The 14,978-nt window shown below is 36.9% G+C and carries 16 protein-coding genes; 2 read left to right on the forward strand and 14 right to left on the reverse strand.

From position 1 onward, the window contains the following. Positions 1-92: 92 nt before the first annotated feature. From opp4C to JOC83_RS07010, 8 genes are all read right to left on the reverse strand, one after another. Positions 93-1,007, reverse strand: coding sequence for an oligopeptide ABC transporter permease (gene opp4C, locus JOC83_RS06975; RefSeq protein WP_205185708.1), 915 nt, complete (start codon positions 1,005-1,007; stop codon positions 93-95). Positions 1,008-1,019: 12 nt separating this feature from the next. Further along, a complete protein-coding gene (gene opp4B, locus JOC83_RS06980) occupies positions 1,020-1,985 on the reverse strand; it encodes an oligopeptide ABC transporter permease (RefSeq protein ID WP_205185709.1) in 966 nt (321 codons plus the stop codon). A 35-nt stretch (positions 1,986-2,020) separates the two neighbouring features. Next, a complete protein-coding gene (gene opp4A, locus JOC83_RS06985) occupies positions 2,021-3,751 on the reverse strand; it encodes an oligopeptide ABC transporter substrate-binding protein (protein ID WP_205185710.1) in 1,731 nt (576 codons plus the stop codon). Positions 3,752-3,802: 51 nt separating this feature from the next. Beyond that, positions 3,803-4,789 carry an ABC transporter ATP-binding protein gene (locus JOC83_RS06990; protein ID WP_205185711.1) on the reverse strand — a complete coding sequence of 329 codons (987 nt, stop codon included), beginning with the start codon at positions 4,787-4,789 and terminating at the stop codon, positions 3,803-3,805. Beyond that, on the reverse strand, positions 4,789-5,811 hold the full coding sequence (locus JOC83_RS06995; protein WP_205185713.1) for an ABC transporter ATP-binding protein: 1,023 nt from the start codon (positions 5,809-5,811) through the stop codon (positions 4,789-4,791). Before JOC83_RS06995 ends, JOC83_RS06990 begins: the two co-directional genes overlap by 1 nt. Positions 5,812-6,031: 220 nt before the next feature. Beyond that, complete coding sequence (locus JOC83_RS07000) at positions 6,032-6,814, reverse strand: DUF2268 domain-containing putative Zn-dependent protease (protein ID WP_205185715.1); 783 nt, start codon at positions 6,812-6,814, stop codon at positions 6,032-6,034. 120 nt (positions 6,815-6,934) lie between these two features. After that, positions 6,935-8,170 (reverse strand): beta-ketoacyl-ACP synthase II, encoded by a 1,236-nt coding sequence (gene fabF, locus JOC83_RS07005; protein WP_205185717.1) that lies wholly within the window; start codon positions 8,168-8,170, stop codon positions 6,935-6,937. A 56-nt stretch (positions 8,171-8,226) separates the two neighbouring features. Beyond that, positions 8,227-9,159 carry a beta-ketoacyl-ACP synthase III gene (locus JOC83_RS07010; RefSeq protein WP_205185719.1) on the reverse strand — a complete coding sequence of 311 codons (933 nt, stop codon included), beginning with the start codon at positions 9,157-9,159 and terminating at the stop codon, positions 8,227-8,229. Between the two features lie 378 nt (positions 9,160-9,537). Between JOC83_RS07010 and JOC83_RS07015 the strand changes: the two genes are divergently transcribed. After that, positions 9,538-9,738 (forward strand): hypothetical protein, encoded by a 201-nt coding sequence (locus JOC83_RS07015; RefSeq protein WP_239583393.1) that lies wholly within the window; start codon positions 9,538-9,540, stop codon positions 9,736-9,738. Between the two features lie 27 nt (positions 9,739-9,765). On the opposite strand, the gene JOC83_RS07020 is transcribed toward JOC83_RS07015, so the two are convergent. From JOC83_RS07020 to JOC83_RS20180, 5 genes are all read right to left on the reverse strand, one after another. Beyond that, entirely contained in the window at positions 9,766-9,957 is a 192-nt protein-coding gene (locus JOC83_RS07020) for a ComZ family protein (protein ID WP_205185721.1), read from the reverse strand. Between the two features lie 27 nt (positions 9,958-9,984). After that, on the reverse strand, positions 9,985-10,932 hold the full coding sequence (locus JOC83_RS07025) for a BMP family ABC transporter substrate-binding protein (RefSeq protein ID WP_239583394.1): 948 nt from the start codon (positions 10,930-10,932) through the stop codon (positions 9,985-9,987). A 209-nt stretch (positions 10,933-11,141) separates the two neighbouring features. Beyond that, positions 11,142-12,029, reverse strand: coding sequence for an NAD-dependent epimerase/dehydratase family protein (locus JOC83_RS07030; protein WP_205185725.1), 888 nt, complete (start codon positions 12,027-12,029; stop codon positions 11,142-11,144). Between the two features lie 77 nt (positions 12,030-12,106). Beyond that, a complete protein-coding gene (locus tag JOC83_RS07035; protein ID WP_205185726.1) occupies positions 12,107-12,844 on the reverse strand; it encodes an alpha/beta hydrolase in 738 nt (245 codons plus the stop codon). A gap of 90 nt (positions 12,845-12,934) precedes the next feature. Beyond that, on the reverse strand, positions 12,935-13,063 hold the full coding sequence (locus JOC83_RS20180; protein WP_275580416.1) for a hypothetical protein: 129 nt from the start codon (positions 13,061-13,063) through the stop codon (positions 12,935-12,937). Positions 13,064-13,213: 150 nt separating this feature from the next. On the opposite strand from JOC83_RS20180, the gene JOC83_RS07040 reads away from it, so the two are divergent. Next, positions 13,214-13,405, forward strand: coding sequence for a YjzD family protein (locus tag JOC83_RS07040; protein ID WP_205185727.1), 192 nt, complete (start codon positions 13,214-13,216; stop codon positions 13,403-13,405). 30 nt (positions 13,406-13,435) lie between these two features. Here JOC83_RS07040 and galT read toward each other — a convergent pair whose 3' ends face one another. After that, positions 13,436-14,959: a UDP-glucose--hexose-1-phosphate uridylyltransferase gene (gene galT, locus JOC83_RS07045; RefSeq protein ID WP_205186049.1), complete on the reverse strand. Its 1,524-nt coding sequence runs from the start codon at positions 14,957-14,959 to the stop codon at positions 13,436-13,438. Positions 14,960-14,978: the final 19 nt, after the last annotated feature.

Here is a 14,978-nt window from a genome sequence, read left to right on the forward strand (position 1 = left end):
ATATGAAAAAACAGCAAAAACATGTCTCAGACATCATCCCAAATTCGTTAAAAAGAACAAAAAAAATCCATCACGTTGAGGTGATAGATTTTTTAACGGTTTGATTTAGGATTTAATGCATCTTTTAAGCCTTCGCCAATAAAGTTTATGGCTAAGATTGTAAAGGTAATGGCTAACCCTGGTGGAACCCACATCCACACTTGATTTTGTAAAACATTTGATTGTCTTGCTTCCGTTAGCATATTCCCCCATGTTGGTGTGTCAGCTGATACACCAAATCCAATGAAGCTAATACTCGATTCAAATACAATCATGACGGCCATTAATAACGTTGCTTGTACAATAATAGTGGAGAAAACGTTTGGCAACAAATGTTTTATGATGACTTTTGCTGGACTACAGCCAATTGAAATAGCTGCTAGTACATACTCATTTTCTTTCTCCGCCAAAATTTTACTCCTCACAAGACGAGCAACCCCAGCCCAACTCAATGCACTAACTACAAGAATGAGTGTCCATACACCTGAAATCTTTCCAACAAAAATTGTGTTTAGAACAATAACAAAAACGATTAATGGAAAGTTTAAGACGAAATCCGTGAAGCGCATAAGAGCTTGGTCTACAGTTCCACCATAATAACCAGCTAATGCTCCGATGATTGTTCCGATTAATACCACTAAAATTGTACACGAAAAACCAATTAAAAGTGATGTACGACCTCCATAAATGGTTCTTGTAAATACGTCTCGTCCATTTGTATCTGTACCAAGCCAATGCTCTGCTGAAGGTGCTAAACTCATTTTCATGTAATCAATTCGAGAGATATCATGAGTTGTAATATAAGGAGCAAATACTGCTAAGGCTGTAATAATGACCATAAATACTAAACTAATCATTGCTAGTTTATTTTTAAAAAACTTTTTTCTCGCAATCGCCCAGGGAGAAGGACTCTTCTGGACTTTCGTATGGTGTTCTGGTTGTATATTTTTATTTGATACGACTTCCATTTCGTTCCCCTCCTAATCTAGACGAATTCGTGGATCTACTACTCCGTATAATAAATCGGCTACTAAGTTTCCTACTAATGTCAATACAGAAAACATCATGGTTAAGGTCATCATGACAGAGTAATCACGTGTTGTAACAGATTCAACGAAAAGTTGACCAATTCCTGGATAAGTAAAAATTGTTTCGGTAATAACTGCTCCACTAATGAGCGTTACAAGGTCAAAACCTAGAAATGTAACAAGTGGAATCACTGAGTTACGTAAAATGTGTACATTGTAAATTTTAGATTCTTTCGTTCCTTTCGCACGAGCTGTGCGAACAAAGTCTTTTCGGCTATTTTCAATAATGTCATTGCGTAAGAACTGTGTGTATGAAGCAGTTGACATTAATCCTAGGATAAGAGCTGGCATAATAACATGGTGAATTTTACTTTGGTAATAAGCAAGCGTGCCTGGTTCTAATCCAACTGCAACCGATCCGCTGAATGGAAACCAATCAAGTCGAAACGAAAAAAAGTAAATAGCTACAATGCCGGCGATAAAAGATGGAACGGCTAATGCAAAATAGTTATAGCCTGCGATTAAATTATCACCAATTGTATAAGGCTTTTTACCTGAATACATCCCAAGGGCAAATGCAAATAGATACGTAATCAGTAAAGAGGTAATTGCTAAAAATAATGTATTCGGTATACGTTCAGTAATAACTTCTAATGTTGGTAGTTTATGAGTTGTTGATTTCCCAAAATCTCCTTCAAACATTCCAGTAATCCAGTTCCAATATTGAACAGGGATCGGATCATTGTATCCGAGCTTTTCACGCATCTCTTCAATGTATTTTGGATCTGTGTTACTTGGATTAATTTCTCCCCCAAAGGGGTCCCCTGGCATCATTTTTGCCAGGGAAAATACTACAAAGGAGATTAGAATCAACAGTGGAATCATTCCAATTATACGTCTAAGTGAATATTGAAGCATTGTTGACTCTCCTTATCTGCTAAAGAATCTAATTATTACTCTGTTACAGACCATTTGTGTGGATCAATGATTGCTGTGTTTGGATCCATTGTTACACCTTGTAAGCGTTTATTAACTGCATAAAGGTTCATATTTTCCCATAAAGGAAGAGCTGGTAACTCATCGTTAAATAGCTTCTGCCATTGTACGTACGTATCTTTACGGAACGTGTCATCAAATGCTTGCTCACTTAAGCCAGCTAAGATTAACTTGTCAGACTCTTCATTTACCCAACGACCGTAGTTCCACTCAGAGTGTGAACCCCATAAGCCATTTGGATCTGGATCAGAACCAGTTCCCCAAGAACCGAAGAATGCTTCTAATGCTTTATCATCGTTGTCTTTCATTTCATTGTATAAGTTAAACTCAATTAAAGAACCTGTTGCCATTTCAGTTTGGATACCAATATCATTCCAAGCTTGAATAATCGCTTTTGCACGCCCTTCAAAGTTTGCTGGTCCTGCATAGTGACCAAATGAGATCTTGAACTCTTTACCACTTGGATCTTCAACAAAACCATCGCCATTTACATCTTTATAGCCAGCCTCTGCTAATAATGACTTTGCTTTTTCTGGGTCATATTTATAAGGGTTTAATTCACTTTCTTCAGCTGCAATCCAGAATACAGAAGGAATAACTGTATTGAATTCTACTGCTTTGCCATTCATAAATCCTTTAATCATTGCTTGACGATCAATTGCATAAAGTAATGCTTGGCGTAGCTCTTTGTTTTCAAACTTATCGAAGTCAGCAACGTTCTTACCAGCTGCTTGATCACGGTGACCAAAGCGTAGCCCAATATAAGAATACACAGCTGCTTTCCCTTCTAAAACTTCTACATTATCAAGGTTTTCAATTTGAGGTAAATCAGTTGGACGAATGTCGATTAAATCAATTTCATTTTTCTGCAATGCACCTGCAGTTAATGATGGATCAATTACTTTTACGATAATGCCATCTAGAAGCGATTTACCTTGCCAGTAATCATCAAAGCGCTCTAATTCTACATATTCTCCGTTAACTACTTTCTTTACTTTAAATGCTCCAAGACCTACAGGCTCTTGACGAACTTGTTTAGATTCTTGTAAATCAGCTACAGCAATACCTTCATAGTGTTTTTTAGGCATTGGATATGACCATAAGTTTTCAAGGTTATTAACGCGTACTTCTTTAAATGTAACTTTAATTGTGTAAGGATCTACAACTTCGATACCAGAAATAGAATCTGCTTTTCCTTCTCTGTACTCAGCTGCACCTTTCACATGTTCTACGTTCACAAAACGTGGACCTGTATAATCTTTATGCGCAAGTACTTCTAACGCATATTTCCAGTCTTCAACTGTTAGCTCTTCACCATTGTGCCATTTTACACCTTCTTTAAATTTAAACGTGTAAGTCAGCTTATCTTCACTAACTTCCCAGTCAGCAAGGTTAGGTTCATACTTTAACTCTTTATTTGTTTTATAGATGCCTTCTGTCATGAACGATAAAATGTCAGCATCATATGAACTTCCATAAAAACCAGCTTCCATAATGCCTTCTGGTGCGCCATCGATCGCGTAAGTCACAACGCCACCTTCTACAGGTGCATCTGTTTTTGGTCCTTCTGTCTTTGGCTCGCTTTCCGTTTTGTTTGTAGATGTCGAGCTGTTTCCTCCGCACGCCGCTAAAAATAGAGACATCACAAGAAGCAACGACATTACGCTTAATAATGATTTTTTCTTCATTGGTTTCCCCCCTATTAATTATGGAAAATATGTAGCCTTTTTAAGAATTTTCTAACTATAAAGATGACAAGCTACCCTGTGACCTGGCTTCACCTCCTTTAATTGTGGTTTGATCTGTGAACACTCCGGCTTTGCATGCATACATCTTGGGTGAAACGGACATCCACTTGGAGGATCTACTGGACTTGGAACATCACCTTCTAAAATGATACGTTTCTTTTTCTTTCTAGGATCAGGCTCAGGTATTGCTGATATTAATGCTTGTGTATAAGGATGCAATGGCTCTGCATATAAGCTTTTCTTTTCAGCAATTTCCACTAAGCCACCTAAGTACATAACACCAATGCGATCACTCATATGTTTAACCACACTAAGGTCATGGGCAATGAATAAAAACGTAAGATCAAACTCATCTTGTAACTCTTTTAATAAATTCAATACTTGCGACTGAACGGATACATCAAGAGCCGATACAGGCTCGTCCGCAATAATAAGCTTTGGACGTAATGCTAATGCACGTGCAATACCGATACGTTGACGTTGTCCTCCTGAGAATTCATGAGGATATTTATAGTAAGCATCTTGAGGTAAACCTACTTTTGTTAGTAGCTCCATTACTTCTGGCTTTAATTGTTTAATTGATTTCCCAGTGAAATTCCGAATGGGCTCAGATACAACGTCTCCAACCATTTGTGTAGGATTAAGTGACGCATATGGATCTTGAAAAATCATTTGAAAATCTTGTCTGACCTTTCGTAACGACGTACCTCTTAATCTCGTAATATCTTGTCCATTAAAGACAACTTTACCTTCCGTTGGATCGAGTAGGCGTAAAATAGTCCGGCCTGTTGTAGACTTACCACAGCCTGATTCTCCAACCAATCCTAGTGTTTCACCTTTTCTCAATTCAAAGGAAATATCATCGACTGCTTTTACATCACCTATTTTACGTCGAAAAAACCCTCCATGAATGGGGTAATACGTTTTTAAATTTTTGACTTCTAGTAAAATATCTTTCTCTTTTACTTCGATACTCATTAGCTTGTTTTCACTCCTTCACGTGGAAAGCTACTTTTATAGAGCAAGCACGCCACATCATGTCCTTCTGATTCTGATGCTAGTTGAGGAGTTATTTCTCTACATTCCTTCATCGCATGAGCACAACGGTCCACGAATCGACAGCCAACCGCCGGCATATTTACAAGCGATGGTACGATTCCCTTAATTGTATTCAATTCGACAGCTTCCTCATCTAACTTAGGAATCGAATCAAGTAAAGCTTTTGTGTAAGGATGTTTTGGATCATAAAAAAGCGTATCTACATCGGTATGCTCTACGACCCTACCTGCATACATAACGATTACCTCATCACACATTTCTGCCACAACACCAAGGTCATGGGTAATCATAATGATGGACATGTCATTGATTTCTTGAATTTCCTTTAATAAATCAAGAATTTGCGCTTGAACCGTTACGTCTAATGCTGTTGTTGGTTCATCTGCAATGAGCAGTTTAGGTTGACATGCAATGGCAATCGCGATCATGACACGTTGACGCATTCCGCCTGATAGTTGATGCGGATATTCATCCACAATTTTTTCTGGCCTTGAAATTCCTACGCTTTTTAATAACGCTATGCTTTCTTCCCGAGCTTCTGCTTTTGATATGTTACGATGATTATGCAGCACTTCTGATAATTGATAACCAATCGTTAAGACAGGATTTAACGAAGTCATTGGCTCTTGGAAAATCATTGAAACATCTTTTCCACGCACTTTATTCATCTCATTATCAGAAAGCTCAGCTAAATTTTTACCTTCAAAAACAATCTCACCATTACTAATTCGACTGTTTAACTTTGGTAGTAATCCAATAACTGATAAAGATAGTACGCTTTTGCCACACCCTGATTCTCCAACTATTCCGACAATTTTTTTCCTGTTTATTTTAAAGGACACATTATCCACTGCATTGTGCCATTTACCATTAATCGAAAACGAAGTTTCTAGATTCCTCACTTCAAGCAACGGTGTCTTTTGATTATGTTTAGGTTCCATCTTCATTGCACACCTCTACATTTATTTGAATTTTTACTAAATATTATATTTGAATAAGATAATATTACAATTTCTTTACAAAAGCAATATTTTTTGAATATTTATTTTTATTTTTTTATTCAAAATTAACAAAATAATATCGTGAATTACTGAGCAATATGGTGAGGGTTTCTAACACTTCAAGAGAAAATTAGCGAAAAATTGGAGATTTTGTAAAGATTTAATCATTGTTCAAGTTGAACGTAGATTTTTGTAAAATAGTATTACTTGATGTTGCCATTAGTTGTTTCGATGAAAACAGATGTTTTTCTACACAAGACATAACAATGTGATATCCCACACCATATCCAAGCATCTTCGGATACCATTTCTGTCCAAATAATAGTTCATCATGTCGTTTACTCATGTGCTTCAAGCTTTGATTGTTTATGAGATATTTATTCCAAAATTGTTCTGCCTGTTGCTTGGAATAATAGTCAGTCCAAGGGGCCATATAGGTTTCTCCACAATACTCTTTTACAGCATATTCAGCTAGTCCCTCCATTATCATTGTATCGAGTAAAGTTAGATCATTTTCTTTTTTGTTTAGGCTTTTCATCCGACAAACATGATTATATTCGTGAGTTAAAACCGCATATGCTTCCTCATCTGATGTTTGCATAGACATAAAAACAAACAATTTATCTTCAAACGCCACGCCTGAGCGCCCATTAAATTCCGTTTGGATTTTTCGATTAAATATATTGCTAGGTAAAATAAAAATCGGAATATCTGGACCTTTCCATTCTCGCTTTAATACTAAGTATCTTTTTTTCAGCTTCACCCATATATGCCTTTTATGAAGTTCTTCTAACACTTTATAGAATTCATTACTTGGCTTACACATTCCATATCCAAGCAAACACTCTGTCATTTCGTTTACTTTCACATCTGGAAAGTACGGAGAAAGTTTTTCGTATACATTTTCAGTGGACTTCCACTCATAAGTTGAAACAATGCTCATTTACCATTCCTTCTTTCAAATATTCTCGTTTCATCCTATGTGTGCAATTTAGTTTTGCGTTTTGAAACAAAGAAAAAGGGCTAGGAATTTCTCCTAACCCTTTTCTTTGAACATTTTGTATTAATATTTTTTGAACACGATCGTTGCATTATGCCCGCCAAACCCGAGCGAGTTACTTAATACCGTATTCACTTCTTGCTTTCTTGCTTCGTTTGGAACGTAATCTAAGTCACACTCCTCATCTGGTGTTTCATAGTTAATGGTTGGTGGAATCATACCTGTTTCAATTGCTTTCACACTAAAAATAGCTTCCACTCCACCAGCTGCCCCTAACAAGTGGCCTGTCATTGATTTTGTTGAACTAATTGCTACCTGACGAGCATGTTCACCAAATACTTCTTTAATCGCCATTGTTTCATATTTATCATTATATTCCGTACTTGTTCCATGTGCATTGATGTAATCAATATCACTTGGTTGTAGGCCACCGTCCTCAATTGCTTGGCGCATTGCACGAACGCCGCCTTCACCACCAGGAGCTGGAGCAGTAATATGATGCGCATCACCTGTTGCTCCATATCCAACAATTTCTGCATAGATTTTTGCACCACGTGCTAATGCATGTTCAAGCTCTTCTAAAACAAGAATTCCTGCACCTTCACCCATAATGAAACCATCGCGATTTTTATCAAAAGGACGACATGCCGTTGCTGGATCTGGATTTGTTGATAGTGCTTTATTAGCACAGAATCCCGCCATGGACATTCTTGTAATTGGTGCTTCCGTTCCTCCCGTTACCATCACATCTGCATCTCCGCGCTGAATCACTTTGAATGCATCACCTATTGAGTTTGTACCTGTTGCACAAGCCGTTACTGTACATGAGTTCATCCCTTTTGCTCCTAAAGCAATCGAAACTTGTCCTGTTGCCATATCTGGAATCATCATCGGAACGAAGAATGGACTTACACGACGGTAACCTTTTTGTTGGAACGTTTCAAATTGTTGTTCAAATGTTTCCATTCCTCCGATACCTGATCCAATCCATACACCAACACGAGGTGCAATCTCTTCCGTAATTGTTAGGTTTGCATCTTTAACAGCCATCAATGAAGCCGCTACAGCATATTGTGTAAAGCGATCCATTTTACGCGCTTCTTTTTTATCCATAAAGTTTTCAACGTTAAAATCTTTTAGCTCCGCTGAAACCTTTGCAGAGTACTCATCTGGATTTAACCTTGTAAGAGGACCAATTCCTGATACACCTGCTACTGCGTTATTCCAAGAAGTTTCTACATCATTTCCAATCGGTGTAACAGCTCCAAGCCCTGTTACAACTACTCGTTTCTTTGTCATATCATTCATCTCCCTCAGTATCATAGTCTTTTATAGGAAACGGATTGAAGAATCGCTTATTTTCCCCATCTTATCGCAATGGCTCCCCATGTTAAGCCTCCACCGAAGCCTACCATAACCACTAAATCATCCTCTTTTATTTTACCACTTTCTACTTCTTCTACAATGGAAAGAGGAATGGATGCTGCTGATGTATTACCAAACTTATGAACCGTTTTTGACATTTTTTCTTCTGGCAAATCAAGGCGCTGTCTCGCCGCTTCCATAATACGAATATTCGCTTGGTGTGGAATTAAGAAATCCACATCATCTTTCGATAAGCCTGCTTTTTCAATTACATTAATTGCTGATTCACCCATCTGACGAACAGCAAACTTAAATACCTCACGGCCGTTCATAATAATGTGCTCATCTTGATACAAATGTTTTGCTCCTACTCCATCTGCCCCGAGCTCATATGACAAAATACCTCTTCCTTCTGATACAGGCCCTACTACTGCTGCACCTGCTCCATCACCAAATAAAACAGCTGTATTACGATCTTCCCAATCAATAATACTCGACAGCTTTTCGACACCAACTACTAATACATGCTTATAAGCACCATTATCGATGAATTGTTTTGCTGTCACAATTCCATACATAAAACCTGCACAAGCCGCACTAATGTCAAAAGCAGCTGCTTTTTTAGCCCCTAATCGCTCTTGTATTAAACACGCAACTGAAGGAAATGGATAATCAGGTGTGACGGTAGCAACAATGATTAAATCAATGTCTTCTGCACTCACATCAGCATTTTTCAATGCTTTTAATGCCGCTTCATATGCCATATGAGAAGATTTTTCATTATCTTCTGCAATTCTTCTCTCTTCAATTCCTGTACGTGTTCGGACCCATTCATCGGATGTATCCATGATTTTTTCAAGGTCTTTATTTGTTACAACCTTCTCTGGAACATAGCGACCAATCCCAATAATCCCTGTATTCATATAGCATCTCCTTTAATTAAAGAGTTTATATTATTCTACTCATACATAAATCAAATAACGTAACAGCACTTTTTCATAAAGAAAACACTCTACTAACGATCATGTAGGCCTCTTGAGTTCTCTCTCACCCAAGGGTTCACCTAGAAGATGTGACGTAAAGGAAGTGCTGTTATGTCACATCTTCTAGATCGATTTATATATATATATGATTAATTATTATGACTTGGTACTAATTTTACGTTATTTAGATTCTCTTGTCTAGCGAAAATTCTTCATTTTATTTCAGGCGAACTATGGGTGTTTGTCCGAAACAGACAGCGATAGAATTCATATAGTAATAATGTGTAGATATAAAATAAGTGAGAAAGGAGCTCTTAAATGGCTAATAGCAGAAAAATAGACCCTTTTACAAAAATGATGTTTGGTTCAGCAAAAGAAGAAAAAGAAGAAACAATTAACGGTACTGATTGGAACCAGATCCTTAATCAGGTTCAAGATATTGCTTCATCCGTCGATAAGATGAAACCAATGTTTAAAGAATTATCACCTCTATTAGATTTTTTTAAAGACAAAAAATAACAGCTTGGATTTTCCAAGCTGTTATTTTTATTCACTATGCTCTTTTAGAGCCTCTTGTTTACCAAGCTCATACGCATCGTTCATCACTTTTGTTAATAGTTCCATAATTGGCTGTAAGTGCTCCATACTTAGTTCAACACCTGTGTTGTCTAAAAGTTCTTTTGCTTCTGGTAAATACTTCATAGCGATTTGCATAAATTGCATTTGTTGTTCGTTCATTATGTCCTCTCCTCTTATGTATATGAATTATTGATTAGGTAAGTTCCCTGTTCTTTTATACGTTTCAATATGCTTTAAAACTTTTTCTCTATACTCATCTGCCACAAGTGGACTAAACTTCCCTACAGAAATGACATCATCTTGAAAATCAAATGATAGGTTACCTGATTGTAATGTTCCTTCATTGAATTCTTTGGCTACTAGTTCATATAGAGCATCCACACGTTGGACAGTACTTGTTAATACCGTATTCTCTCCTAAGTCTGATTGCTCGGTTATATACCCAATTGCATATAAACCTTTTGCTTTTAACTCTTCAATAAGCGGTACATTAAAACCATCGCCTGCAGGATACACAACATCTACACCTTCAGCAATCATTTCATCTAAGAAATGATTTGCAGTTTGAATATCATCCCAATTTTTCACAAATCTTACGTCAACATCAACGTCGGCATTTTCGTAAAGTGCTCCTTCAAAGAAACCATTTACTTCCGGTTGCCATTCAAATGCGGAAATAACCCCAACTTTATTTGTTTGTGTCATCTCACCTGCGACCATACCTCCAAAGAAGCCCATGGCATGTCCTTCAAAGTTTAGGCTCGTTACGTTTTCAGCCTTTGCATCACCGTTAAAGCAAATAAATTGAATATCTGGATATGCTTTTCCTAGCTCATTAAAATATTGAGCATATATATCACCATGCCCGAAGATAAGATTGACACCTCTTTGCTCAAATTCTTCAACCGCTTGTCTAACCACTTCTTCTGACTTCATATTCTCTTTATAAAATACGTCTGTGTTAAACTTTGATTGAATCTTTAACATCCCTGTATATCCTTTTGTCCCCCATACTTGATCATTAATTGTCTCTGGAACAAGCAAGCCGACATTTTTTATGTTTCCCTGAATCGGACTGCTACATCCAGACAAAAGGAAGAAGAGAAGTAAAAACAAACAAAGTAGTTTGTTCAAAACCGCCACTCCTTTATGTCTCGTATCAACTGAGTTCTTGTGTTTCTTTCATTATTTTAACTTGCCCGTATATAATTGTAAAAGAAAAATTTACCTTATCTCCTCTACTTAAAGCGGAAATTCAACATAGAGGAAAACCATCTTATGTCGAATTCCCTCATGCTTACTTTTAATAAACGAAGAGCGACGTTACTTGTAGACTCATTCTACTAGCTTCGATAAGAAAAGATTGTACGCGTATGCCTCATTTGTTGATACATCCCTTCTCTTATACTAACCTTTGGATAAAAGTTTAATATCTCTTTTGCTCTTTCACTCTCTTTAAACTCATTTTCTTTTTCTTGTATTTCTTTTATATTCAATAGTTGTGCGCCTCTTCCCCAATCTTTATCCTGTTTATTGACTAAATGAACAACATCGTATTTGATTGAAGCTTGTTGACTACTTTTTAATGCGTTCACTACATCATCAATGTAGAGAACATGACGAGTATCTTCTTCAATTATCTCTTTTTTTTCTTTATGAATGAGAGCATGTTGATACGCCATCGATAACGGCTGCCATGGTCCATATATTGTGGGGACTCGTATAGTCATACATTGAAGATCAGAGCTCTTCGCTTTCTCAATCATTTTTTCAAAGTGGAGCATTAGTTTTCCTTCTCGATGATCTGGTATTGGAACGGTTTCTTCTGTAATCTCTTTTTGTTCCTCTCCAAATACTCGTAAACTTGATAAGAAAACGAGCTTCGTCTTTGTCTGTCTACATTTTGTAATGGTTTGAATGAGCGCTTCGTTTGCTTCTTTCATTTTATGCCGTAAGAATTGTGAGTCATGAAAATCTCCGGCGTCAAAATAAGTAAAATAAACGACATCTGTATCTGAATCAATTGAAAGCTGTTGGTCTGCCTCGTCTATTTGTACACTTGTGAAGTTAGCATTTCGTCCTAAAAAAGAGCGCATCTCATCCTGTAAAAAGGATTCAGATTTATGAGGTTCATGCATATAACCCTTTACTTCAATTCCATCATTCAAAAAAGATGTACATAAGTGAAAACCAACAAATCGATTAGAACCAACGACAATTATCTTAGACATATCATCACCTCATCTTTTAATAGCCAGACGCACAAATAATAAAGCCCCTAAGATATGTATAATCATAGGAGCTTTTGTTATAACTCTTTTTCACATTGTTCATAAAAATGTGTAAGAGCATGTTGGAACAAATATTTTTTTTCCATAAGGTATAGGGAAAGAGTTACGGGTGCTTGAAGGCTTTCTCGATGAGCTTCATAATGTTTACTGTGGAAAAATGGATAGTGAGTCGCTTCATTTGCTGTTGTCCATATTTTCGCAGGCAAGGTAGATTGAAAACTACTGAGAGGAGGATAAGCTGAAATAATTTTATCAACTTGCTTTCTTTCTACTCCATACGCTTGACTCAGTTCTTTCATCATCTGCCTATAGAAAAATTTATTCGCCTTTTCATAACGGACATGTGCATGAAAATCAATACATGGATTTAAAAAAGCAACTGATCTAATGGATTCTTCTCCTTCTTCCATTAACTGAAGAGCAATTAAAGCACCTATTCCTTCCGCTAAGATGTGAATGCGCTTGTTTAAAATTTCTTGCTTCATCACTAAATGATATAACTGCTTTGCTAACCAACATGCCTTTGAAGATCCCCAATGTCTGTCATATAAGTTTGAATAAAAGATAGTATAACCTTGATCTTGTAAATACGTTACAAGCTGTGAGCGACCTTCATGTTGAATCCACAAACTTGTTGAACTCTCTACAAAATGATCTTTGTCTCCTAAGATTAGCACACCAAACCCATTTGGTTTTTCTGGTAAATGTACTACATTCCATTGATTATCAAGACTAAAAAAACGACGATCAATCATGCTGGCTCCCCCGTCTTTATTGGCAACTCTAACTCGATATAGTGTATGAAAAAGGAGAAAAAATGAAAGAGAACAATGCCTATTTTCTATTCATTCTTTCCGCTCATCCTCCATTCCCTCTTGCTTTAATCGCTCTAGCGTCTCCATTCCTAATTCTGTTAAATTAGATTGATCTTGCTCTAACAACAATTCCAGTTCTGTCTTTTCTTCTTTTTTCATAAAAACTCCTCCTTTTTCTTTTCTTGTTCGATTTTTAAAATCAATATCCTCTTATACAATATGTAAAGTTTCGTAAAAATTTCATTTTCTCGTTCTCTATTCTTGTGGTAAGATATTAACAAACTGCTTGTAGAAACTGAGGTGAAAATAATGCGTTTCTTCTGGACATTCTTTTGGGGTTTCTTGTTAATTAACATGGCTGCATACGTTATTTCGTCAATGGCAGGCGGTACATACGATTTTGCACACGCTTCCATCGTCAGTGTCATCTTCTCACTTGTGATCATTTTACTAGGTGAAGTTGGAGTTCCAAACGAGCCTATACCACATGACCACCATTAATTAGTTAAAAAAACAAGGCTAGCCCATGGGCTAGCCTTGTTTTTTTACTGTATTCATAAATGCATCAAATGCTTGTTTTCCTTTTTCGTCTCTTTTAAAGACTCCCGCATGTTCTAAAATTGTGGCAAAAACCTTTCCAAGCTCTTCTTGTAGGATTTGTTGTGCTTCTTCAATCGTTGAAAAAGAATAGTTCTCTTTTAGTGCGTTTGCCCAATCTAGATGCTTCCATATTTCTTCTTGTTTTCTTATTTCTTCTTCTACATTTTCTTTAGTTAAGCACGCTGCTAATGCTTGCAGTTCTTCCTTCAAGCGACCTGGTAGCACGGCAAGTCCCATGACCTCAATTAATCCGATGTTTTCTTTTTTAATATGATGTACTTCCGCATGAGGATGGAAAATACCATCTGGATGTGCTTCACTTGTACGATTATTTCGAAGCACAAGATCTAACTCAAATAGCTCTCCACGTCGTCTTGCAATTGGTGTGACCGTATTATGAGGCGTATCATTTGTAAAAGCAAAGATGTCTACTGTTTCATCACTGTATTGCTGCCACTTTTCGAAGATGTGTTGAGCACACTGTACAAGCTCCTCTTGATTGGTTCCTTGTAATCGAACCACAGACATTGGCCAATTCACTCTTCCAATTGTTACACCCTTAAATTGTTCAACCTCATATACTTTTTCTATTTCTGCTTTAGCCATCGGAAATTCATGAAAGCCACCTTGAAAGTGATCATGGCTCAAGATCGACCCTCCGACAATTGGTAAATCAGCATTGGATCCAAGGAAATAATGCGGGAACTTATCGGTAAACTCTAACAAACGCTGAAATGTTTGTTGAGAAATTTGCATTGGTGTATGAGCACCTGAGAAGACAATTGCATGCTCATGGTAATAAACATATGGTGAAAATTGCAAATACCATTGCTCATCATTTAATTCTACTGGAATAATGCGATGATTTTGCCTTGCTGGATGATTTACACGTCCTGCATACCCTGCATTTTCCTTACAAAGTAAACATTGAGGATACGTACTTTGCTTCATTGCTTTAGCCGCTGCAATGGCTTTTGGATCTTTCTCAGGCTTCGATAGATTAATCGTAATTTCAAGTTGTCCATAAGGTGTATCTGCTAACCATGCTTCATTTTTTGCAATACGATCGGTTCGAATATAGTGAACATCTTTAGAAAATTGATAAAAATCCTTTGTTGCTACTTTAGGGCTTTGCTCTTCGTATGTTGAATAAAAACGACGATTCACCTCAGAAGGAAGTGGTACAAAGCAGCTCATTAACTTTGTATCCAGTAAATCTCGGTACGTGACTGTATTTTCTTCTAATCGACCATGTTCCGCTGCCCAGTCCAAAATGTTCTCCAATATATCAGCTATATTCTCATATTCGTTCTCTTCATCCTCAGGATGACTATATTCATCTAGCTCTAATACTTCTAATAATTTATTACGTACTACATCTATGTCCCATTTTGTCATTAATTGTTTTTGCAGTCCATATTGAATCAAACGGTGAATATGACTATAGATTGTCATTGACATCTTAATCATCCTT

The organism is Priestia iocasae (genome assembly GCF_016909075.1).
GTDB lineage: Bacteria > Bacillota > Bacilli > Bacillales > Bacillaceae_H > Priestia > Priestia iocasae.